Annotated in this window: 22 protein-coding genes; 14 read left to right on the forward strand and 8 right to left on the reverse strand. The window is 61.6% G+C overall.

All coding sequences use genetic code 11. From position 1 onward, the window contains the following. Positions 1-2: 2 nt before the first annotated feature. The 5 genes from QMK47_RS08190 to QMK47_RS08210 all read left to right on the forward strand — a co-directional run bounded on the left by QMK47_RS08190 (position 3) and on the right by QMK47_RS08210 (position 4,811). Entirely contained in the window at positions 3-713 is a 711-nt protein-coding gene (locus QMK47_RS08190) for a class I SAM-dependent methyltransferase (RefSeq protein WP_320390033.1), read from the forward strand. 44 nt (positions 714-757) lie between these two features. Beyond that, positions 758-1,093: a GtrA family protein gene (locus tag QMK47_RS08195; protein WP_212800680.1), complete on the forward strand. Its 336-nt coding sequence runs from the start codon at positions 758-760 to the stop codon at positions 1,091-1,093. After that, complete coding sequence (locus QMK47_RS08200; protein WP_320390034.1) at positions 1,090-3,177, forward strand: DUF6311 domain-containing protein; 2,088 nt, start codon at positions 1,090-1,092, stop codon at positions 3,175-3,177. Before QMK47_RS08195 ends, QMK47_RS08200 begins: the two co-directional genes overlap by 4 nt. A 241-nt stretch (positions 3,178-3,418) precedes the next feature. Next, positions 3,419-4,342 (forward strand): LysR family transcriptional regulator, encoded by a 924-nt coding sequence (locus QMK47_RS08205; protein ID WP_253472254.1) that lies wholly within the window; start codon positions 3,419-3,421, stop codon positions 4,340-4,342. Between the two features lie 103 nt (positions 4,343-4,445). Beyond that, positions 4,446-4,811: a 5-carboxymethyl-2-hydroxymuconate Delta-isomerase gene (locus QMK47_RS08210; RefSeq protein WP_214512073.1), complete on the forward strand. Its 366-nt coding sequence runs from the start codon at positions 4,446-4,448 to the stop codon at positions 4,809-4,811. A gap of 3 nt (positions 4,812-4,814) precedes the next feature. Here QMK47_RS08210 and QMK47_RS08215 read toward each other — a convergent pair whose 3' ends face one another. Further along, entirely contained in the window at positions 4,815-5,747 is a 933-nt protein-coding gene (locus QMK47_RS08215; protein ID WP_320390035.1) for a LysR family transcriptional regulator, read from the reverse strand. Positions 5,748-6,283: 536 nt separating this feature from the next. On the opposite strand from QMK47_RS08215, the gene QMK47_RS08220 reads away from it, so the two are divergent. From QMK47_RS08220 to QMK47_RS08245, 6 genes are all read left to right on the forward strand, one after another. Beyond that, positions 6,284-7,651, forward strand: a complete 1,368-nt coding sequence (locus tag QMK47_RS08220) for a glutamine synthetase family protein (protein ID WP_258691211.1) — start codon at positions 6,284-6,286, stop codon at positions 7,649-7,651. 166 nt (positions 7,652-7,817) lie between these two features. Then, positions 7,818-9,467, forward strand: coding sequence for a phosphoethanolamine transferase (locus QMK47_RS08225; RefSeq protein ID WP_253472259.1), 1,650 nt, complete (start codon positions 7,818-7,820; stop codon positions 9,465-9,467). Between the two features lie 68 nt (positions 9,468-9,535). Next, complete coding sequence (locus tag QMK47_RS08230; RefSeq protein ID WP_253472261.1) at positions 9,536-10,177, forward strand: class I SAM-dependent methyltransferase; 642 nt, start codon at positions 9,536-9,538, stop codon at positions 10,175-10,177. A 121-nt stretch (positions 10,178-10,298) separates the two neighbouring features. Continuing rightward, on the forward strand, positions 10,299-11,432 hold the full coding sequence (rnd, locus tag QMK47_RS08235) for a ribonuclease D (RefSeq protein ID WP_003198851.1): 1,134 nt from the start codon (positions 10,299-10,301) through the stop codon (positions 11,430-11,432). Continuing rightward, a complete protein-coding gene (locus tag QMK47_RS08240) occupies positions 11,429-11,722 on the forward strand; it encodes a YcgL domain-containing protein (RefSeq protein ID WP_003198853.1) in 294 nt (97 codons plus the stop codon). Before rnd ends, QMK47_RS08240 begins: the two co-directional genes overlap by 4 nt. Positions 11,723-11,847: 125 nt before the next feature. Further along, a complete protein-coding gene (locus QMK47_RS08245; RefSeq protein WP_253472263.1) occupies positions 11,848-12,780 on the forward strand; it encodes a D-2-hydroxyacid dehydrogenase in 933 nt (310 codons plus the stop codon). Positions 12,781-13,185: 405 nt separating this feature from the next. Here QMK47_RS08245 and QMK47_RS08250 read toward each other — a convergent pair whose 3' ends face one another. After that, entirely contained in the window at positions 13,186-13,779 is a 594-nt protein-coding gene (locus QMK47_RS08250) for a nitroreductase family protein (protein ID WP_253472265.1), read from the reverse strand. A 160-nt stretch (positions 13,780-13,939) separates the two neighbouring features. Between QMK47_RS08250 and QMK47_RS08255 the strand changes: the two genes are divergently transcribed. Together QMK47_RS08255 and QMK47_RS08260 are read left to right on the forward strand one after the other, a co-directional pair. Next, positions 13,940-14,389 carry a YcgN family cysteine cluster protein gene (locus QMK47_RS08255; RefSeq protein WP_018607524.1) on the forward strand — a complete coding sequence of 150 codons (450 nt, stop codon included), beginning with the start codon at positions 13,940-13,942 and terminating at the stop codon, positions 14,387-14,389. A gap of 31 nt (positions 14,390-14,420) precedes the next feature. After that, entirely contained in the window at positions 14,421-15,650 is a 1,230-nt protein-coding gene (locus QMK47_RS08260) for a hypothetical protein (protein ID WP_258690547.1), read from the forward strand. Positions 15,651-15,748: 98 nt separating this feature from the next. Here the strand turns inward: QMK47_RS08260 and QMK47_RS08265 are convergent, their stop codons facing one another. The 4 genes from QMK47_RS08265 to QMK47_RS08280 all read right to left on the reverse strand — a co-directional run bounded on the left by QMK47_RS08265 (position 15,749) and on the right by QMK47_RS08280 (position 17,987). Beyond that, the gene (locus QMK47_RS08265; RefSeq protein ID WP_258690548.1) at positions 15,749-16,126 is read right to left on the reverse strand and encodes a DUF2892 domain-containing protein; all 378 of its coding nucleotides are present in this window, start codon (positions 16,124-16,126) and stop codon (positions 15,749-15,751) included. Between the two features lie 77 nt (positions 16,127-16,203). Further along, complete coding sequence (locus tag QMK47_RS08270) at positions 16,204-16,674, reverse strand: RNA methyltransferase (RefSeq protein WP_003198862.1); 471 nt, start codon at positions 16,672-16,674, stop codon at positions 16,204-16,206. Between the two features lie 202 nt (positions 16,675-16,876). Further along, positions 16,877-17,251 (reverse strand): YajD family HNH nuclease, encoded by a 375-nt coding sequence (locus QMK47_RS08275; protein ID WP_003184246.1) that lies wholly within the window; start codon positions 17,249-17,251, stop codon positions 16,877-16,879. A 49-nt stretch (positions 17,252-17,300) separates the two neighbouring features. Beyond that, on the reverse strand, positions 17,301-17,987 hold the full coding sequence (locus QMK47_RS08280) for a spermidine synthase (protein WP_003184244.1): 687 nt from the start codon (positions 17,985-17,987) through the stop codon (positions 17,301-17,303). Between the two features lie 72 nt (positions 17,988-18,059). Here QMK47_RS08280 and QMK47_RS08285 point away from each other — a divergent pair, with 72 nt between their 5' ends. Then, positions 18,060-18,347 (forward strand): hypothetical protein, encoded by a 288-nt coding sequence (locus QMK47_RS08285; RefSeq protein ID WP_253472271.1) that lies wholly within the window; start codon positions 18,060-18,062, stop codon positions 18,345-18,347. Positions 18,348-18,481: 134 nt separating this feature from the next. Here QMK47_RS08285 and QMK47_RS08290 read toward each other — a convergent pair whose 3' ends face one another. Together QMK47_RS08290 and QMK47_RS08295 are read right to left on the reverse strand one after the other, a co-directional pair. Next, positions 18,482-18,955, reverse strand: a complete 474-nt coding sequence (locus tag QMK47_RS08290; protein ID WP_003184242.1) for a cyclic nucleotide-binding domain-containing protein — start codon at positions 18,953-18,955, stop codon at positions 18,482-18,484. Positions 18,956-19,201: 246 nt separating this feature from the next. Beyond that, positions 19,202-21,256: a S9 family peptidase gene (locus QMK47_RS08295; protein ID WP_253472273.1), complete on the reverse strand. Its 2,055-nt coding sequence runs from the start codon at positions 21,254-21,256 to the stop codon at positions 19,202-19,204. Positions 21,257-21,278 lie beyond the last annotated feature (22 nt).

Genomic DNA, 21,278 nt, shown 5'->3' on the forward strand with positions numbered 1-21,278 from the left:
CCATGGACCTCAAGGAAACCGACATCCTGGGCCCCGAGATCGGGCAGCATTGGTACTACCGCTCGAAGGCGCGCGCCATGCTGCACATGCTCAAGGGCACCTCGGCCAGTACACTGCTGGACGTGGGCGCCGGGTCGGGCTTTTTTTCCCATCACCTGCTGACCCATACCGCAACGGCCCAGGCCTGGTGCGTGGACATCAGTTACCCGGCCGACTCCGACGCCAGCACCGCCGGTAAACCGGTCCGCTACCGTCGTGCCATCGACACGCTGGACGCTGACCTGGTATTGCTGATGGACGTGCTGGAGCATGTGGACGATGACGTGGGGCTGCTCAAGGCCTACGTCGACAAAGTGCCGTCCGGCAGCCGTTTCCTGATCACCGTGCCGGCGTTCCAGTTTCTCTGGAGCGGGCATGATGATTTTCTCGAGCACAAGCGCCGCTACACCCTCAAGCAGCTGGAAAGTGTCGTGGCGCAGGCCGGTCTGCAGGTCCAGCAAGGTGCGTATTACTTCGGCCTGGTATTTCCCATTGCCGCCGGTCTGCGCCTGTTGCAGCGCAAGGCGTCCGGAGCCCTGGCCAAGTCGCAGCTTGCGCGGCATCATCCGCTGGTCAATGGCGTGTTGAGGTCACTGTGCAGCCTGGAGCGTCCGTTCATGGGCGCCAATCGTATGGCCGGCCTGACGGTGTTCTGCCTGGCGCAGAAGCCGTGACCTGGACGCACTCGCCGTTGCTGCGACGTGCCTTGCGCTTTGCCATGACCGGCCTGCTCGTCACGGCGGTGCATGTGGTGGCTGCGGTGCTGTTCGTGCACCTGATCCTGGCGAACCCGCCACTGGCCAATGGTTTCGCCTTTGTCGTGGCGACCGTGGTGTCGTACCTGATCAACACCCTCTGGAGCTTTTCCAGCCGCTTGCATGGCCGCACCCTCGGCCGTTTCGTGGTGGTCTCGATCGGCGGGTTGGGGCTGGCGATGCTGGTGGCCTGGGTGGCCCAGCGCGTCGGCCTGGATTACCTGGCGGGCATAGCAGCCGTGGCGCTGATTATCCCGGTGTTCACCTTCATCCTGCATAATTTCTGGACGTATCGATGACCGTTCGTGGTGAGCGTTACTGGGTTTGCTTGTTGCCCATCCTGTTGGGTGCGCTGGCGTTTCTGCTGGTGATCGGCCCGCGGGTACTGGATCCGACGAACATCGGCTGGTTGGGGGAGGGCGATGCGGCGACCCATTATATGGGCTGGGCGTTTTTCCGCAGTTCGCCCTGGACCTTTCCGTTGGGCATGAACCCTTCCTATGGTTTGGAATTGGGCAACGGCATCATTTTTTCCGACTCCAACCCGCTGCTGGCGTTCCTGTTCAAACCCTTCAGTGCCTGGCTGCCCGAGACGTTCCAGTATTTTGGCCTGTGGTTGCTGGCCTGCTTCATCCTGCAAGCCTGGTTCGCCTGGAAATTGGTCGGTCTGCTGACGCCATCTCTGTGGATCAGGCTGTTGGGGACCGGGTTGTTTGTGTTCTCGCCGCCGATGTTTCTGCGCATGGGCGGGCATCTGTCGTTGTCCGGGCATTTCCTGATCCTGGCGGCCTTGTACCTGGCGCTACGACCGGGCTTGCAGAAGCGGCGGCTGGCCTGGGGCGTGCTGTTGGCCGCGACAGCGTTGGTGCATGCCTACCTGTTGGCCATGGTGGCGCTGATCTGGTTGGCTGACCTTGCCAGCCAGGCCATCAAGGGCCGGTTGTCCCGACGCGATGCCTGGATCGAGCTGGGTGGCTTGTTTTTGCTGGTCGCGTTCTGCTGCTGGCAAGCGGCTTATTTCAGCGTGGGTGGCGGGACCGTGGCAGGCGGTTTTGGGTTGTACCGTCTGAACGTGATGTCGCTGGTCAACCCCAGTGGCTGGTCATACACCTTGCGCGATATGCCCCAGGGCCCCGGGGACTACGAAGGTTTCAATTACCTGGGCTTGGGCGTCCTCCTGCTGGCGATCTGCGCCGGCGTGGTGTTGCTGCAAGGCAACACCGGTTTGGCGAATGCCGTGCGCCACAGGCGGCTGTTGCTGTTGGCATTGATCGGGCTGACGCTGTTTGCGCTGACCAACAAGCTCGGCATCGGCATGCAGAATATGCATTACTGGCTGCCCAAACCCCTTGAACTCCTGGCAAACGTCTTTCGTGCGGCCGGCCGGATGTTCTGGCCGGTGTTCTACGCCATCGTATTTACCGTCATTTTCCTGGTGATCCGCGGCAACAAACCACGGGCGGCGGCGTGTCTGCTGGCCATCGCCCTGCTGGTGCAAATCCTGGATACCCGCGCTGGATGGGCCGGCCTGCGCCAGAGCCGGATGATGCCGGCCGCCTCCAGTTGGCCCACGTCCATGAATGATCCGTTCTGGGCCAGTGCGGCCAGCCATTATTCGAAAGTCCGGACGCTGCTGCCGCAGAACCAGCCGGAAAATTGGCTGCTGACCAGCCAATACGCCCTGAAGCATGGGTTGGAAACCGATGGCGTGTACCTGGGACGGATGGGCACCCGTGAGATCGAACAAGCCCAGCGCAGCGCCGCGCAGATGCTTGCCAGCGGCGAGTATGCAGCGGATTCGCTGTACATCCTCGACCCTGGCGCCGCGCTTCAGGCGGCGAAGACCGTCAATCGCCAGACCGACCTATTGACCCGTATCGATGGCCTCGTGGTGCTGGCGCCGGGTTGGAAGTCATGTGCCCAATGCCCACCGCTTGCCGATGAGACGCTGGATGTGCAGGTGAAGATCGGCGAGCGCCAGGTGTTCAGCCGAATCAACGCGATGTTGGTCGACGGCTGGGGACGCGTCGAGGATTGGGGTACCTGGTCGGAAGGGACCGAGGCAGAGATTGTCTTGCGCATTGCGCCAGAAGCGCGCGTCCTCTCGATCGACGCGGCGGCGTTCGTGCAGCCCCCCCTGCATACGCGCCAGCGAGTGGACGTCTCGATCAACGGTGTGGCGGCGTTGTCGACGCAGTTCACGCGCCTGCAAGACAACACCCTTGAACTGCCCCTGACACCGGCCATTCGTGAAGCGATAGGCGCGGATGGGGCGTTGCGCGTGCATTTCCATTTGCCCGATGCCATCAGCCCCAAGGCGCTGGGGTTGGGGGGTGATGAGCGAGTCATGGCGCTGGGGCTGAAGTCGCTGATCGTGAGGTAGGGCTTTTTCATTGTGGCGAGGGAGCTTGCTCCCGCTCGGTTGCGCAGCAACCGCAAAATCTTGGGGCCGCTTCGCCCGAAGCGTCGGACCGGCCCCGCGGGAGCAAGCTCCCTCGCCACAAAAGCAGGGTGCCTCTTCCAATTTATTTGACGGTATTACACAGGCGCTTAGCCTTTTTGCGCATAGACGCGCAGCCCCTGGCGTTTCTACACTGCATCCCATCAAGGATCGAGGGCAGTGGATGAACCGCAACGAATTGCGCAAGGCCGACATCAACCTGATGGTGGTTTTCGAAACGCTGATGCTTGAGCGTAACGTGACGCGGGTGGCGGAAAAACTGTTCCTGGGCCAACCGACCATCAGCTCGGCCCTCAATCGTTTGCGCAAGATGTTCAACGACCCGTTGTTCATTCGCGTCGGCCACCGCATGGAGCCGACGGCCCGGGCTGAAGAAATCATCCGGCATCTATCACCGGCCCTCGATTCGCTGTCAGTGGCCTTGAGCCTGACCCACGATTTCGATCCCACCAGCAGCACCATGACGTTTCGCATCGGCCTGTCGGACGACGTCGAGTTCGGCCTGTTGCCACCCCTGCTGAGCAGCCTGCGGCAAGAAGCGCCGCAAATCGTGTTCGTGGTGCAGCACGTCGATTACTGGCGCATCCCCGATTTGCTGGCGTCAGGCGACATCACCGTGGGCATCAGCCAGACGCGCGGGCTGCCGGCCAACGCCAAGCGCAAATTGTTGCGACACATCCAGCCCCGCGTGTTGCGCGCCGATGCGTCGGACACGCCGCTGACCCTGGACGAGTATTGCGCGCGGCCTCATGTGCTGGTGTCCCATACCGCGAACGTTGCCGGGTTTGCCGATGAATGGCTGGCCGAGATCGGACGCACACGCCAGGTCGTGCTGTCGGTGCCGCAATACAGCGCATTGCCGGCATTGCTGGCCGGCACTGACCTGATCGCCAGCTTGCCGGACTATACCGCCGCCGCCATGGCGGCTTCGGGGCAACTGTTCGACGAACCCTTTCCTTTCAAGACCCCGACCCTGGATTTGTCCATGGTCTGGCTGAGCCATGTCGACAGTGACCCGGCCGAGCGCTGGTTGCGGTCGCGGTTGGAGGCCTTCATGGGCGAGCGTGGGGGCTTGGTGCAACCCTGACACCGGCCCGCAGCGAAACAAAACCTGCCCCAACGTTTAAAGTCGAGGTAAGGTTGTGACGGCTGAAATCCCCTTGTCATATTTTCGAATCGGAGTCGAACACATGCCTCACCTGCACATGGAGTACACCGCCAACCTGCCTGAGCTGAAGGCGGATGTCGCATTGCTGCGCCTGAACAATGCGTTGGTGGCTTCCGGTCAATTCGCTGCCGAGCTGGACATCAAGAGCCGGGCCGTGAAGCTCGAGACTTTCCGGGTGGGCACGGGGCTGGGCGAGCGGGGCTTCGTGCACGTGAAGCTGGCCTTGCTGAGCGGTCGCTCGCCGGAAATCAAGAAGCAGCTGGCCGATAGCCTGCTGGCCGTGATCCAGGAACTGGGGCCATGGCCGGCCGACGTTAGCGTGCAACTGTGCGTGGAAATCCTCGACATCGATCGAGGCCCGTATGCCAAGGACTTGATCGGTCAATAACGATCAGGTGTTGCGGGCGGCGCAGGCCTTGATGATCTGTTCGCGCAGCCAGGCGTTGGCACTGTCCTGATCGCCGGCCAGGCTCCACTGCATGTTCAGGGTGAACCCCGGCAGGCCCTGGGGCGCTTCGTGATGATTGAAGATCGCCTCGTTGGCCAGCAGTTTCTGGATGCGGCGGGGCAGGGTCAGGATGAAGTCGGTGCCGGTGATCATCTTCAGTGCGGCACTGTAGCTGTTGGCGCGGGCGGCAATCTGGCGTTGATGCGTCTGCTGCGACAGCCAACCGTCCACCATGTTGGTCGCTGACGACCAGGGCGTCGGAAACACGTGTCGACGCCGTACGAAAGACTGAAGGCTCAGTTGCGGCTCAAGTGGCGTCGCCCGTTTATCCACCACACAAACCAGGTCTTCCTCCAGCAACTGCCGGGATTTGAAATCGGCATGGTTGCTGTGGAAGTTCGGGCCGAAGCAGATCACCAGGTCCAGGCTGCCGTCGCGCAACTCTTCGGCGGGGATGTCGGCTTCGAGCTTGTGCACGTTCACCACCACCGGCAGATTGGCGTAATCGAAGCCTTGCAGCAGTTGCGGCAGGATCAGCTGTTCGAAATATTCCGGTGCGCAAATATTGAAGGTAATGGCTTGCCGGGTCGGATCGAAGGTGGGTGTACCAGCATGGCACAGGTTGATGCTTTGCAAAATGGCGCGCACATGGTCGTACATGCCCTCGGCCTTATAGGTGGGGCGCATGCCGGTGCGGGTGTTGATGAATAGCTCGTCTTCGAAGCAGGTTCGCAGTTTCTTGAGGCAATAACTGACGGTTGACTGACTGACGCACAATGCCTCGGACACGCCGGTGACACTGCTTTGCTCGTACACGGCGCTAAACACCATGAGGTCTTGCATGTCGAGCTTTCTGAGGGAGTTACTGTTCAGCATCCGTTCTGTCTCTCGCTGTGCTCCTTGCGCGGATTTTGCGCAAACCAGGCTGACGATCCTAACGGAACGAACGTGCCAAGAGAATGCCAGGCAGGCGCTTTCATGGTCGGGAACGGGACAGATAATGTAGGGAACACGACGTGTTGATCAACGACTGTTTGGTTTGCCTATGTTTAGTTAGCTGCGATCCAAGCTCCATCAAATCCAGGTTTAACCTCCCTGGGTGCCATGGGACGCTTGTCCGATGTGTTTCCTGTGATGCGCTCATGGACGGTTGGCCCCTGGCATTCCAATACCCCTCATCTGCCGCGGTCGATCCGGTCGGCCGGTTCACGCCTGCCATGGCCCCAACCCTCAATGCGTTGCCCTCCGAGCTGGCCTTTTGGGCGCTCTGGCATTGCCGTCACGCCCGTCCTCCAGATACTCGTATTACCTGTTGATCATTCGCAGTGCTCGCTCAATGGCGAGCACAGACTGACGGTGCCTTGTCGCCCGTCCGACATGGAAATACGAGCCTTCTCATGAGCCTTGCCAAGATTTCTTTCGCACCCGTGCAACACGCCGAGGTGTTCCTTGCGCAGAACCCTGATATCGAACTGTTCGAGCTGTTCATCCTCGACAACAACGGCGTGCCCCGGGGCAAGTTGTTGCATCGGGACGAATTGCTGGCGGTTTTCGAAAGTGGCCGGCCACTGCCCAGTACGATTCTCGGGCTGACCGTCAATGGCGATGATGTGGAAAATTCCGGGCTGGTGTGGGACGTCGGTGACATCGATTGCCGTGCCTATCCCCTCAGCGGCAGCTTGCAGCGCATGCCGTGGCGATTGATTCCCACGGCCGCCGTGCAGGTCAGCATGCATCCCCAGGAGGGCATGCCAGCGACCATCGCTGATCCACGTTATCTGCTCAGCCAGGTGATCGAGGCCTTGCAGGCCGACGGCTATTACCCGGTGATGGCGGCGGAGCTGGAGTTCTATCTGCTGGACGCGCAACGCGACAGCCAAGGCCGGCCACAACCGGCGCGGGACGCCGACGGTGGCCGACCGCGTGCTACCCAGGTCTATGGCTTGCGCGAGCTGGAGCAGATCGAGCCGTTCCTGGCCGACCTGTACGCTGCGTGCAAGCTGCAAGGCATTGCGGCCCGGACCGCCATTTCCGAATACGCACCGGGACAAGTGGAGATCACCCTTGAACACCGCAGCGATGCCTTGCAAGCCATGGATGAAGCGGTGCGCTACAAGCGACTGGTCAAGGGCGTGGCCCACAAGCACGGCATGCAGGCCTGTTTCATGGCCAAGCCGTTCGATCACTTGGCGGGCTCCGGCATGCACATGCATGTCAGCCTGGCGGACCGCGATGGTCACAATTTGTTTGCCAGTGACGCCGCCGACGGCACGCCGCTGTTGCGCCAGGCAGTGGGTGGGATGCTCGATACCCTGCTCGATTCGCTGTTGATGTTTTGTCCGAACGCCAACTCCTACCGGCGATTCCAAAGCAACAGCTACGCACCACTGGCGGCGACCTGGGGCGTGGACAACCGCACGGTGAGCCTGAGGGTACCGGGCGGCCCGGCGTTCTCGCGGCACATCGAGCATCGTATCTGCGGCGCCGATGCCAACCCTTACCTGGCTGCGGCGGCGATACTGGCCGGCATTCATCGTGGCCTACGTGAACAGTGCGACCCCGGGAAGCCTGTCGAAGGCAACGGTTACGCCCAGGCGAGCGAGCTGTTGCCCACCGACTGGCTCACCACCCTGCGTGCCCTCGAGGCATCGACCTGGGCCCGGGAAGCGTTTGGCGATGAGTTTCTTGGCGTTTATCTGGCGGTCAAGCGCGCCGAATACCGTCAGTTCATGGGGGAAGTCGGGGAGCAGGACTGGCGCTGGTACCTGCATCAGGCCTGAAACCGGCTGGCCAGCGGTTTCTTAAATAATTATTTAGTAGCAACTTTTTCACGAAAAATTGATGGTGGGCTACCTAAAGTTTGTGCTGCCGTAGGAAATGAATTTTTCACATTTTCCTGCGGCACTTCTTTTTCAAAGAGCAACTTTCAGGAAATCGTCAACCATCATGCTGACCATTAAAGCCGTGCGCCCCGAGTGGGTGACACTGGCCGCCAGTGCCTTTTTGTTAGTGGGTTTCAATCTCGTTCTCTGGCAACACTTGCTGGCGATCACCACGGCTGACGCTCGTGGCCTGCTGATGTGCGTGGCGTTTGGCCTGATGATTTTCTGCGCGTTCAACCTGGTGTTGACGCTCGTGGCCTTCCGTCCGCTGCTCAAGCCCGTGCTGATGCTGTTGTTCCTGATCAGTGCTGGCGTGGCGTATTTCATGGCCCAATACGGCGTATTGATCGATGCGGGCATGTTGCGCAACTTTGCTGAAACCAATGCCACGGAAGTCCGCGATCTGTTGTCGCTGAAGTTATTTATCTACCTCGGGTTATTGGGGGTGCTGCCTTGCTGGTTATTGTTCAAGACCCCGATCAGCTACCGTCGCTGGCCCAAAGAGTTATTAAGTAAGTTGCTGGTCGGTGTGGCCTCGGCCGCGGTGATTGGCATGGTCGCACTGGCCAACTACCAAGGCCTGTCTTCGTTGTTTCGCAACCACCACGAGTTGCGCTTGATGGTCGTACCGAGCAATTACATCGGTGCTTCGTTCGGCTACTTGCGTGAGCAGGTCGCGTCGGCCAAGCGGCCGTTCATCGCGCTGGGCGAGGACGCGAGCCGTAACCCTGCCTGGCAAACCCACAGCCGCAAATCCCTGACCGTACTGGTGGTGGGCGAGAGTGCCCGGGCCGAGAACTTCGGCATCCTCGGCTATAACCGCGATACCACACCGACATTGAACAAAGAGGCCGGCCTGATCGCCTTCACCGACGTGCATTCCTGCGGCACTGAAACCGCCGTGTCGGTGCCCTGCATGTTTTCCAACATGGGGCGCAAGAACTACGACGCCAGCATCGCCAAGAATGAAGAGGGTTTGCTGGACGTGCTCAAGCGCGCCGGGCTGGAGGTGATCTGGCGGGACAACCAGTCTGGCTGCAAGGGCACCTGCGACCGGGTCACCGTGCAGGATGTGAGCAATCTGAAGGATCCAAACCTGTGTGCGAGCAGCGAATGCCGTGACGAAATCCTGCTCCAGGGTTTGCAGCATTTCATCGACACGCTCGACAAGGACACGGTGCTGGTGCTGCACCAGATGGGTAGCCACGGGCCGGAATACTTCAAGCGCTATCCCAAGGAATACGAGCATTTCACCCCGGTGTGCGAAAGCAACGCGCTGAACAATTGCAGCCGCGAGAGCATCGTCAACGGCTACGACAACACGCTGGTGTACACCGATCATGTGCTCTCGACCCTGATCGATCTGCTGCGGGCCAACCAGGACAAGGTCGACACGGCCATGCTGTACCTGTCGGACCATGGCGAGTCCCTGGGCGAATACAACCTGTTTCTCCATGGCACGCCCTACATGCTCGCCCCGGAGCAACAGAAACACGTGGCGATGCTTGCCTGGTTTTCCGACAGTTATCAGAAGTCTTTTTCGGTCGACACCCATTGCCTGCAACTGAGTCGGCAAAAGCCCTTGAGCCAGGACAACCTGTTTCACTCGATGCTCGGGCTGCTGGAAGTCAACAGCCAGGTCTACAACCGGGACCTGGACCTGTTCGCCAACTGCCGCGGTGCGGTGATTGACGGTGTCCTGGCCCGAGAGTGATGGCCTGGACCTTTTTTTCACGCAGCGTTGTTTAACCTGTCATCCATCCAATCCCAAGAGCCGTTCGTATGTCCGGGCTACCCCCATCCACCGTCGAGCTTGAGTTCGCCAGGCAGCATGACCAGGAACATGCGCAGGTCTGCTGTCGGCCGGCGCCTCGACGGTTGCGCCTGGCGTTCTGGCGCGACGAGCACATGGTGCGCAACGCCCTGAAGGTGGCGGGCGAGCCCGGGTTGGTGCTGGATGTGGCCTGTGGCGCGGGACGGTTCTGGCCGGTGCTGGCCGAGCACGCCAACCGGGTGATCCTGGCGGCGGACCCGTCGCCGGACATGCTCGAACATGCGCTCACCCACCATGGCGGCGCGTTGCTCCAAAGGGTCAAGACCTTCCCGAGTTCAGCGTTCACCATTGGGCTGTCGGCCAACGCGGTGGATTGTATTTGTTGTCTGCAACTGTTTCGCCACGTCAGCGCCAGCGAGCATCGCCTGGCGCTGTTGCGCGAATTTCATCGGGTCAGTCGCGACACGGTGATCGTTTCGGTGCAAATCGAAGGACGCCTCAAGATCGGCCAGGCGCCGCAACGAAGCCTGGCCGACAAGGCCGATCTCGAAGCCGAGTTTCGCCAGGCCGGTTTTAACGTGCTCTGGTATCAGGATTTCCTGCCCGGTTTCGCGCTGACGCGTGTTTATGTATTGCGTAAGACCGGTTAAGTCCTGATGTAGGACTATTCTTGCTTTTTCGCAGGCGATTTCTCTTAGGCTGCTGCTCTATGGATGCTCGCAATCGCCGGCGGCGATATATACTGCGCGCCATTCTTCAAGGGAGAGCCGTGTGGCCATCGATATTCACTGGATTCGCGACAACGATAGCCTCGGTCAGTTTTGCGCCGAGTGGCAGCAGTTGCCATTCGTCGCCCTCGACACCGAATTCATGCGGGTCGACACTTTTTACCCTATTGCCGGTTTATTGCAGATCGGCGACGGCAAGCGTGCCTACCTGATCGACCCCTTGACCATCGACAATTGGCAACCCTTGGCCGCACTGCTGGAAAACCCGGCGGTGCTCAAGGTGTTGCACGCCTGCAGCGAAGACCTTGAAGTGCTGCTGCGCCTGACAGGCAGCCTGCCTGCGCCGCTGTTCGATACGCAATTGGCCGCCGCCTACCTGAACCTGGGTTTCTCCATGGGCTATTCGCGGCTGGTGCAGGAAGTGCTGGGTATCGAGTTGCCCAAGGGCGAGACCCGTTCCGACTGGCTGCAACGGCCCCTGTCCGAGACACAGATCAGCTATGCGGCAGAGGATGCCGTGCACCTGGCAGAAGTTTTCGTACTGCTGCGCCCGAAGCTTTCCGACGAAAAATACCGTTGGGTCCTGGAAGACGGCGCCGAACTGGTGGCCAACCTGCGTCGCGAGGTCGACCCGTACGAGGTCTACCGCGAGGCCAAGCTCGCCTGGAAACTGTCCCGCGCCCAATTGGCCGTGCTGCGCGAGTTGTGCGCCTGGCGCGAACGTGAGGCGCGGGCCCGTGACCTGCCGCGCAATCGCATCATTCGCGAGCATTCGCTGTGGCCCCTGGCCCGTACCCAGCCGGATAACCTCGGCGCGTTGGCGAAGATCGAAGACATGCACCCGCGCACCGTGCGCCAGGACGGCCAGTTTCTGCTGGACCTGATCCAGCGCGCCGCCAGCGTGCCGCCCGAGCAATGGCCACCGGCCGTGGCCGAGCCATTGCCCATCGAGGCCTCGGCCCTGGTCAAGCGTCTGCGGGCGCTGGGACAGGCTGAAGCCGAGCGCCTGGAAATCGCCCCGGAGCTGATGCTGCGCAAGAAAACCCTCGAAGCGCTGATCAAGAGCGGCTTCCCCGAGGGCCCTTACCAATTGCCCGATTCGCTGCGTGGCTGGCGCCGCGAATTGATGGGCCAGGCGCTGCTCGACAGCCTGGCCACTGCCGGAGAACAGCCTTGAAACGTATCTGCTCCATCTATCGAAGCTCGAAGAAAAACGAGATGTACCTGTATGTGCTCAAGAGCGATGCCTTGGAGCGTGTACCTGAGCCGTTGATGGCCGCCTTTGGCAAGGCGATCCATGCCTTCGACCTGGTCCTGAGCCCCGAACGGGCGCTGTCCCGGGAGGACATCAACAAGGTGTTGGAAAACCTCGACACCCAGGGCTATCACTTGCAAATGCCGCCGGCCGAAGACGAGTACATCGAGCATTTGCCCGAAGAGTTGTTGCGCCGCAACGACCCGGTCTGACGGTCTCTGAGGCACCTGTTCTGGGTGCCTCTGGAAAACACTGGAATGGTTTATTGACGACGATCGTATGGATGGAGCGACACTCTGTCGGCGGTTGTCTGCACTGTTTTTGAAAGGTTTGATTCATGCGCGTTCTGATTGCCGAACACGACCACCCGGTGTACGCCCAGCTTCTGCGTCAGGCGGCACCCGATATTGAAGTGCTGACCAGCGGCGACTCCGCCGAATTGTCGCGACTGGCCACCGATTGCCCGGTCTGGCTCGGCCAGCCTGATCTGCTGGCGACCCTGTTGCGTCAAGGCCATAGACCCAGCTGGCTGCAATCGACCTGGGCAGGTATCACGCCGTTGCTGGCCGAAGGCTTGACGCGCAATTACCGCCTGACCCGTGCGGTGGGTATTTTCGGCCAACTGATGGCCGAGTACGTGCTGACCTACATGCTCGGCCATGAGCGCGAGGTGCTGGCACGTCTGGTCAGCCAGGTCGAGCGCAAGTGGGATAACCGCCAGGGGCAAGGCCTGGCCGGGCGCAAGGTATTGATTGTCGGGACCGGTGATATCGGCCAGCGTGTGGCGCAGTTCCTCGTGCCGTTCGGTGTGCAGTTGTACGGCGTTGCCCGCGAAGCCCGGGCGTTGGCGCCGTTCATCGAGGTCGGGGCGCTGAAGGATCTGCCACGCCTGGTGGGCGAGGCGGATTACGTGATCAATTTGCTGCCCAACACCCCCGATACCCATGATGTGTACGACGCGGCGCTGTTCAAGCAATTCAAGCCGACCGGGTTGTTCATCAACGTCGGTCGCGGCGTGGCGGTAGTGGATGCGGACCTGGTGCAAGCCCTGAAGGAAGGGCACCTGGCCGGTGCGGTGATCGACGTCTGCCGCCAGGAGCCGCTGCCGCAGCGCCACCCCTTCTGGACCGCCTGGGGCCTGCTGCTGACCGGCCACAGCTCGGCACCGACCTCGCCACCGATGATGGTGCAGTTGTTCCTGGAAAACCTGCGGGCCTACCAGGCGGGCGAAGCACTGCGCGGGGAAGTGGACTTCACCCGGGGCTACTGAAGCTAACCCCTATCAAACTGTGGGAGCGAGCTTGCTCGCGATAGCGCCAGGTCAGCTGCATCGATGCCGACTGAGACACCGCCATCGCGAGCAAGCTCGCTCCCAGAGTGGGTCTCCAGCGGGCACAAGAAATGCGTTCGCCACAGATCAAACTGTGGGGGCGAGCTTGCTCGCGATAGCGTCAGGTCAGCTACATCGATGCCGACTGAGACACCGCCATCGCGAGCAGGCTCGCTCCCACAGTGGGTCTCCAGCGGGCACAAGAAGTGCGTTCGCCACAGATCAAACTGTGGGAGCGAGCTTGCTCGCGATAGCGTCAGATCAGCTACATCGATGCCGACTGATACACCGCCATCGCGAGCAAGCTCGCTCCCACAGTGGGTCTCCAACGGCCATAAAATGGGGTTACAGGCTGAAATCGCCTTCTGCCACCAGTTCGCTCAACGGCCGGCGCGGGCTTGGGGTTTCGCGGGCCTGGAGGTACTCGGCCAGTGTCGATTTGTCCCCCAGCTTGCCAATCGCCACGGCGGCGTGCAGGGCGTAGCCTTCCGGGATCTTCAGTTCCTTGCGGGTCAACTCCTGGTCGAACCCGGCCATGCCGTGGGTGTGCCAGCCGCTGAGGCTGGCTTGCAGCGCCAGGTGGCCCCAGGCCGCACCCGTATCGAAGGTGTGGCTCTGCGCTGGGGTTTCTTCGGTGGCGCCGGGCACGGCGAAGGTGGTTTTCGAAATAACGATCACCAGTGCCGAGGCGTGTTGGGCCCAGCCGCGGTTGAATTCATTGAGCAGGCCCAGGAAACGCTCCCAATTCGGCGTGTCGCGGCGCGCATACAGGAAACGCCACGGCTGGGAGTTGTACGCCGACGGCGCCCAGCGTGCAGCTTCGAAGAAGCCCAGCAGGGTTTCTTCGGCAATGGTCTCGCCGGTAAAGGCACGGGGCGACCAGCGTTCGATGAATTGAGGGTGAATCGCGTAATCGGCAATGCGGGGGTTGGCACTCATGGGCTTACCTGATTGGGGTTTGGAAAGTCGATGAAACAACCTACGTCCCGCCGCCCGGCCTGACAAGTCCCGGCCTACCGACAGTCGCCAATGCTTGGCCTGAAGGGGCCCGGGCACTAGACTGTCGGCCTTTTCACCACTTGATGTTGATGCTTGAGCCATGGCCGCCAAAGTCGAACCGTTCTGGAAACGCAAAACCCTCGATCAGCTCGATCTGCAGGAATGGGAATCGCTGTGCGACGGCTGTGGCCTGTGCTGCCTGCAAAAACTCGAAGACGAAGACGACAATAGCGTCTACTACACGCGCATCGCCTGCAAACTGCTGGACCTGAAAACCTGCCAGTGCACCGACTATCCCAACCGCCGCGACTTTGTCCCCGACTGCATCCAGCTCACGCCGGGCAAGGCCGATGAGTTCAAATGGCTGCCGCCGACCTGCGGTTATCGGCTGGTCAGCGAGGGCAAGGACTTGCCGTTGTGGCACCACCTGGTCTGCGGTGATCGCGATGCCGTGCACCACGAACGCATTTCCCAGTCCGGGCGTATGCTGGCCGAAGGCAGCGTGCCGGAAGACGATTGGGAAGATCATCTGATTTTCCGCGCCGGCTGAGCCGTCGGGCGGCGCGCCCCAGGGAGAACCCATGGCTGCAGGATTGAAACGGGTGCTGGCCGCCGGGCTGCTGGCGATGTGCGGGCCGCTGTGGGCGGCGCAGAAAGTCGATCTGGATTATCACGTGCACCTGTTGCCCCAGAGCGATCAGGCCGAGGTGCGCCTGACCCTGGCCCGGGGTTCGGCGGTGCGCAGCCTGGATTTCGACCTCGGCGACGGCAGTCGCTACAGCGATTTCAAGGCCGACGGCCAATGGCAACTCACCCCCGGCAAAGAGGCGCGAGGTGTCTGGCGGCCGGCAGCCGACAAGGCCAGCCTGAGCTACCGCGTGCGCATCAGCCATACGCGCAAGAACGCCACCTTCGAAACCCGCATGACCCCGACTTGGGCGTTGCTGCGCGGCGACGACCTGGTGCCGTCGGCCAAGCTCGACCAGCAGGACGGCGTCGAACTGGTGGCCCGTCTTGAAGTTGAATTGCCCAATGGCTGGAAAAGCATCGAGACGCCCTGGCCGCGCATCGGCAAGCAACGCTTTCGCATCGACAACCCCTCGCGCCTGTTCGACCGCCCCACGGGCTGGATGCTCGCCGGCAAACTGGGCAGCCGCCGCACCCGCCTGGGCGAAACCGAGGTGACGGTGGCCTCGCCCCAGGGCCAGGGCATGCGCCGGATGGATGTGCTGACGCTGCTGACGTTCGTCTGGCCGCAGGTACAAGCGCTGGTGCCGCGCCATCCGGCCAAGTTGCTGATTGTCGGCGCTGGCGATCCGCTGTGGCGTGGCGCCCAGGCCGGTCACGACTCGATCTACCTGCACAGCCGTCCGCCGCTGGTCAGCGAGCGGGGCAGTAGCCCGTTGTTGCGGGAGTTGGTGCAGGCGCTGGCCCGGGTCAATGATCATTATCGCAGTGACTGGATCAGCGAGGGGCTGACCGAGTACTACGCCATCGAACTGCTGCGCCGCGCTGGTGGCCTGAGCGATGAGCGTTATCAGACCCTCAATGACCGGCTCGCCCGCGACAGCAAGGGCGTCACCACCCTGCGCGGCGAACAGATCAGCCCCGCGGCGGTGGCCAAGGCGGTGTTGCTATTGCAGGAACTGGACCGCGAGATTCGCCTGAAAACCCGCAACAAGCGTTCGCTGGATGATGTATTGCAGGGGGCGATGCGGCTGGAGACAGTGGATACCAAGGAGTTTGTGCAGCTCAGTGAGAGCGTCCTGGGTGGGGCTTCTACTGTGCTGGATACCAAGTTACTTCAGTAATATCGCTATCGCGGGCAAGCCTTGCTCCCACAGGTGTTGCATCGTATCTGTGGGAGCAAGGCTTGCCCGCGATGAGGCCATCAGCGGCACTGCAAAAATCAGAGCCCAACCTTGGGCGAATCCAACGAATCATTCCCCGTCACCGTAGCCGTGCCAGTCGCCGCCTCGGCATTGGCCTTCAGGCGGCTCAGCTCATCGCCGGCCTGTTCGATGCGGGCGCGGGCGTTGCTGAGGTTCTGCCGATTCTTTTCCAACAAGGCCTTGGCCGAGCAATGCCCAGTGATCCCCCGCGCCAGCGCCATGCCGCCGATCGCCAGTTGAGCCAGGCCGACCACACCGCCACGGCGCAAACCCTTGCCCATCATCAGCACACCGCCGGCCAGTGAGCCAATGCGTTCCCAACCCTGCACGTTTTGCGGCGGATGGGATTGGAAAGGGGTGGTCTCAATCGGCTCGAACGGATTGTTATCGCTCATGATCTGTCTCCAGTGTGGGGATTGGTATAAAACTGACTGCCCGAGCGATTGCCTTGTTCAATCGAATGTTGCACCGATCAGCGGAATTGCGGCCCCGAACGGGTGTTGTTGCCTTTGGCCATGCGGTCATACAGCACGACGTTGACGGTGGCGGCCAGGTTCATGCAGCCGGTGGTGGGGATGTACACCACGTCCTCGCACCAATCGCGAATGTCCTTGTCCAGTGAACCGTCTTCCGGGCCAAAAATGTACAGCGCCCGGTCGGGGTGGGTGTATTCGGGCAGTGGGCGAGCGCCTTCCACCAGCTCCACGGCCACCGGCACACAGCCCAGGGGCAGGATTTTCTTCAGGTCGTCGATACCGATCAGCGGGATGTCGTAGTGGACTTTCTTGGTGTCGGTGACGAAGTCGGCGGCACGCTCATAGCGCTTGCCGGTGTAGAACACCGACGCCACGCCGTAGCAGCCGGCGGCACGCATGACCGAACCGACGTTTTCCGGTGACTTGGGGTTGAACAGACCGATGCAGCTATAGCGTTTGTTGGCCACGGGCGGGGTGCCTTTGGGGAAAAGGCGCGATTATACGGGGAATGGGGGAGGGTGGTCAGTTTCGAGATGTGTGGTGTTTGTTGATCGCCATCGCGAGCAAGCTCGCTCCCACAGGTTTTGTGAACGCCGAAAATCCAATGTGGGAGCGAGCTTGCTCGCGATGACGGCCTTGCAGTCTGTAAAGATTTTTTGGTGATGACGATTACTCGTCCTTCTTCATCAACCCGGCCAGTGCGGCGAAGGGGTTGTGGGTCGCCTTGGCGATTTTCGGGGTGCTCAGGGAGCCGTCGCCGAAGTATTGCTGGTCGGTGTAGCGCGAGTGTTCGTTGTCGTGGCAGTACAGGCACAGCAGTTCCCAGTTGGAACCGTCCTGCGGGTTGTTGTCGTGGTTGTGGTCGCGGTGGTGAACGGTCAGTTCGCTCAGGCGCTTGCCGGAAAACTCACGGGCGCAGCGGCCACAGACATGGGGGTACATTTTCAGGGCTTTGTCGCGGTAGCCCATCTCCCGGTCGCGCTGGGCATCGGCGAGGATGCGGTCCAGCTTGGCGGTGTTGGACGGTGGCGTTGACGAACTCATGGGTTCACCTTTGTAGAAAAAGACTGATGACGGTTGGACAGAGTTTAGCTCAGCCCTTGAGCTTCTCGGCAATCCAGATGGTGTGGCGGGTGCCTTTGTTGCCATGGGCGAACACTTGCACCTCTTCGGCCTTGAAGCCGGCCTTCTTCAGCTTGTCGGAAAACTGCCGGTCAGCGCTGGCCGACCACACCGCCAGCACGCCTTTGGGCCGCAGGGCCTTGGCGCAGGCGGCCAGGCCTCCCGCCGAATACAGCCAACTGTTGGCTTTCTGGGTCAGGCCTTCCGGGCCGTTGTCGACATCGAGCATGATCGCGTCGAAACCCTGGGGTTCGGCTTGCAGCACCTTGGCCACGTCTTCCATGCGGATGACTGTGCGCGGGTCCGACAACGGTCGCCCGGCCTTTTCACCCAGGGGGCCACGGTTCCACTCCACCACGCCGGGCACGAGTTCGGCCACCACCACTTCGGCGGTCTTGCCCAGGTGCTTGAGGGCCGAGGCGAGGGTGAAGCCCATGCCGAGGCCGCCGATCAGCACGCGCGAGCCGGGACGACCGGCGACCTTGCGGCAAGGAATCTCTGCCAGGGCATCTTCGGAACCGTGCATGCGGGTGTTCATCAACTGCCCGCCGTCACCGCCCTGGATCTTGATGACGAAGTCTTCGCCGTACTCGAACAGGCACAGGGCACCGCCGTTATCAGGGATGGGTGTGGTGTCGAGCAGAACGAAACGTTTCATGGAAATCTCGTAGGAGGGCAAACCGCGCGGTAACGACTAGCCTTAAAGCAGACAATAGCCACGGAGCCATTGATGAAGTGCATCATTCTAACGGCCATTGCCCTGGCGGCGCTCTCAATAAGTTGCGCCCAGGCTCAACAACCGACGATTCCGGTCAACCCGCCCAGCATCCCCGGGGCGCCTGGCACCGCCACTCCCATGCCCTATCCGCCGGTCACGCCCAACGGGGTGCCCAAGGCTGGCCCCGGAAGCGGCGGGCCGCCCTTGCTGCCACCGATCGAAATGCCCAAGCCACCCAAGGACCAGCCGATACCGGGCATGGAACCCAAGCCTGTGAAGGCCAAGTCGCCGGGGGGGTAGGATAACGAAACCCTGTGGGAGCGAGCTTGCTCGCGATGGCGTCGGGTCAGTCAGCATTGATGTTGCCGCAGAGACCGCTATCGCGAGCAAGCTCGCTCCCACAGGGAAACTCCAGCTAGGTTTAATGGTTGCGATCAGACCTGCTGCGACAACAACTGCCCATCGGCCATGCGCAGGCGCTTGGACAGGGAGACGGCGAGGGCGCGGATGATCTTGGCGGCGATCTTGGGGGCGTCGTTGAGCATTTTTTCCAGGGAGTCCTTGCCCAGGTTCAGCAACTGGCAATTGCTGGCAGCGATGCAACTGGCCGAGCGCCGTTCGCCGTCGAGCACGGCCATTTCGCCGAATGCCCGGCCGCTGCGCAGCGTGGCGATGGTCACGGGTTGGCCGTCGGGGCCGGTTTTCTGCACGGCCACCTGGCCGGTGTGGATGATGCACATGAAGCTGCCGGCATCACCCTCGCGGAAAATCGCTTCGCCCTCGGCGATGGCGCTGATGCTGAAATAGCCCGACGCCGCGGCGAAGTCGACAGGCAGCAACTGGTCGAACAGACCGCAGTCCATCAACCAGTCGCGGATTTCTTTGTTCAGTAAGGTCGGTTCTGACATGTTGGCACGGTCTTTTTCTTGTGTTTGTTGCAGGTTCAGTTTGGCCCGGGTGTAAGCAGACCTCTGGGACAGACTCTTGTGGGAGCAAGGCTTGCCCGCGATGGCATCAGCTTGATCTGACAGACAGAACTGAGTCGCCTGTATCGCGGGCAAGCCTTGCTCCCACAAAGTCTTGCACCTACATTGGACTGGGGTTTATCTGGGCCCGGCGCATGGAGCTAAGACCCGGCCATCCCCCAGAGTTCCTCAGACCACCCCCAAAACCTTCAAGACAAATGCATATTCGAGCGCTACGTCACGCAATCCCTGGTAGCGCCCGCTCATTCCGCCATGGCCGGCGCCCAGTTCGGTCTTGAGCAGCAGGGGGTTGTCGTCGGTTTTGGTGGCCCGCAATTTCGCCACCCACTTGGCCGCTTCCCAGTACTGCACGCGGCTGTCGTTGTAACCGGCGATCGCCAGCAGCGCCGGGTAGGCCTGGGCGCTGACGTTTTCGTACGGGGCGTAGGCTCGGATCCGATCATAAACGTCCGGCTCCTCTGGGTTGCCCCATTCGTCGTATTCGGTGACGGTCAGCGGCAAGTCCGGGTCGAGCATGGTGTTGAGCACGTCGACGAACGGCACCTCGGCAATCGCAACCTTGAACAGCTCCGGGCGTTGATTGAGCACCGCACCGATTAGCAGGCCACCGGCGCTGCCGCCGCTGATTGCCAGTTGCTCGGCGGTGGTGAAACCGTTGCTGATCAAATGTTCGGCGCAGGCGATGAAGTCGCTGAACGTGTTGTGCTTGTGTTCCTGCTTGCCGGCGCGATACCAGGCTTCCCCCAGCTCACCGCCGCCGCGCACATGGGCGATGGCAAACGCCACGCCGCGGTCGAGCAGGCTCAGCCGCGCATGGGAAAACCACGGGTCGAGGCTCTCGCCATAGGCACCGTAGCCGTACAGGTACAGCGGTACCGGCTGGCCGAGGGCTTCGCGCTTGACCACCAGGCTGATGGGCACCTGGGTGCCGTCCGGTGCCGTCGCCCAGAGCCGCTGGCTGACGTAGGCATCGGCATCGAACGGCCCCAGCACCGGGGTTTGCTTGAGCACGACCTGTGCGCCGCTGGCCAGGTCCAACTGGCGGATCTGCGCGGGACGGTTCAGGGCCTCGTAGCGCAGGCGGATGCGATCGCTGACGAATTCCAGGCTGTTCTGCACATGCAGGCTGTAGGCCGCATCCGGCAGTTGCACCCGATAGGCCGGCAAGCCTTGCGGGTGTACCTCGATGATGGGCAGGCCGCCTTCGCGCAGGCTCAAGGTCATGGCCCCGGCGTTCAGGCTCAGGCCGTCGATCATCACCGTGTCGCTGTGGGGGATAAGGTTCTGCCAGTCGGCCTCGGTCGGCGCCACGCCGGTGTCGGCGGCCTGGTACAACGCGAAATTGATCCCGTCACGGTTGCTGCGGATCAACCAGGTCCATTGGCCATCGAGCAGGCCGTGGTCGACGTCGTATTCATGGTTTTCCACGCGGGGCGCCAGGCAGGTAAAGGGGCGCTGCGGGTGCGCGGCGTCCAGCACCCAGATTTCACTGGTGGTCTTGCTGCCCAGGGACAGGATCAACTGCTTTTCCGAGCTGGAACGGTAGCAATGCAGGAAAAAACGCCCGTCTGGCTCATGGAACACTTCTTCGGCGGCCGTGCCATCCAGGCGATAGCGCCAGAGTTTGTGGGGGCGATGAGTGTCGTCCAACTCGCCAAAAAACAGCGTCAGGCTGTCGTTGGCCCAGGTCATGCTGCCGTCGCAATCGGTGAAGGACAGTTCGCTGACCTTGTCGTTGGACAATTCCTTCACGAACAGGGTGTAGATCTCATCGCCCGTGGTGTCCAGGCTGTAGGCCAGGCGCTGGTGGTCGGGGCTGATGCTGAAGGCGCCCAGGGAAAAGAAGCCACCGCCGGCCAGCACGTTCGGGTCCAGCAGCAGTTGTTCACGGCTTTCATCCACGCTCAGGCTGTCATCGGCCGGACGCGGGCAGCGGTAGTGACGCGGGTATTCGTCACCGGCTGTGGTACGGGTGTAGTACAGGTACGGGCCCCAGGGCGAGGGCAGTGACAAGTCGGTCTCGAGAATCCGCCCCTTGATCTCCTGGAACAGGGTTTCGCGCAGTTCGGCCTGGTCGGCGAGTTGCGCCTCCTGGTAGCTGTTTTCGGCCTTGAGGTAGTCGAGCACGGCGTCGGTGTCGCGTTCCTGCAGCCAGGCGTATGGATCAACACCGGCGTCCCTGCGGGCAATCGGGGCGTTGGAAACGTGGGCAGATAGGGACATGAAAGGCTCTCGAACGTTGTAC

The organism is Pseudomonas sp. P9_35, from assembly GCF_034008205.1.
Taxonomy (GTDB): Bacteria; Pseudomonadota; Gammaproteobacteria; order Pseudomonadales; family Pseudomonadaceae; genus Aquipseudomonas; species Aquipseudomonas kilonensis.

Bases quoted from the DNA above. Each gene is read 5' to 3' on its own strand.
- QMK47_RS08190 (WP_320390033.1), top strand. From the start codon at position 3: ATGGACCTCAAGGAAACCGACATCCTGGGCCCCGAGATCGGGCAGCAT.
- QMK47_RS08195 (WP_212800680.1), top strand. From the start codon at position 758: ATGACCGGCCTGCTCGTCACGGCGGTGCATGTGGTGGCTGCGGTGCTG.
- QMK47_RS08210 (WP_214512073.1), top strand. From the start codon at position 4,446: ATGCCTCACCTGCACATGGAGTACACCGCCAACCTGCCTGAGCTGAAG.
- QMK47_RS08260 (WP_258690547.1), top strand. From the start codon at position 14,421: ATGGCTGCAGGATTGAAACGGGTGCTGGCCGCCGGGCTGCTGGCGATG.
- QMK47_RS08275 (WP_003184246.1), bottom strand. From the start codon at position 17,251: ATGAGTTCGTCAACGCCACCGTCCAACACCGCCAAGCTGGACCGCATC.
- QMK47_RS08295 (WP_253472273.1), bottom strand. From the start codon at position 21,256: ATGTCCCTATCTGCCCACGTTTCCAACGCCCCGATTGCCCGCAGGGAC.
- QMK47_RS08230 (WP_253472261.1), top strand. From the start codon at position 9,536: ATGTCCGGGCTACCCCCATCCACCGTCGAGCTTGAGTTCGCCAGGCAG.
- QMK47_RS08285 (WP_253472271.1), top strand. From the start codon at position 18,060: ATGAAGTGCATCATTCTAACGGCCATTGCCCTGGCGGCGCTCTCAATA.
- QMK47_RS08200 (WP_320390034.1), top strand. From the start codon at position 1,090: ATGACCGTTCGTGGTGAGCGTTACTGGGTTTGCTTGTTGCCCATCCTG.
- QMK47_RS08215 (WP_320390035.1), bottom strand. From the start codon at position 5,747: ATGCTGAACAGTAACTCCCTCAGAAAGCTCGACATGCAAGACCTCATG.
- QMK47_RS08205 (WP_253472254.1), top strand. From the start codon at position 3,419: ATGAACCGCAACGAATTGCGCAAGGCCGACATCAACCTGATGGTGGTT.
- QMK47_RS08255 (WP_018607524.1), top strand. From the start codon at position 13,940: ATGGCCGCCAAAGTCGAACCGTTCTGGAAACGCAAAACCCTCGATCAG.
- QMK47_RS08225 (WP_253472259.1), top strand. From the start codon at position 7,818: ATGCTGACCATTAAAGCCGTGCGCCCCGAGTGGGTGACACTGGCCGCC.
- QMK47_RS08290 (WP_003184242.1), bottom strand. From the start codon at position 18,955: ATGTCAGAACCGACCTTACTGAACAAAGAAATCCGCGACTGGTTGATG.
- QMK47_RS08250 (WP_253472265.1), bottom strand. From the start codon at position 13,779: ATGAGTGCCAACCCCCGCATTGCCGATTACGCGATTCACCCTCAATTC.
- QMK47_RS08265 (WP_258690548.1), bottom strand. From the start codon at position 16,126: ATGAGCGATAACAATCCGTTCGAGCCGATTGAGACCACCCCTTTCCAA.
- QMK47_RS08280 (WP_003184244.1), bottom strand. From the start codon at position 17,987: ATGAAACGTTTCGTTCTGCTCGACACCACACCCATCCCTGATAACGGC.
- QMK47_RS08245 (WP_253472263.1), top strand. From the start codon at position 11,848: ATGCGCGTTCTGATTGCCGAACACGACCACCCGGTGTACGCCCAGCTT.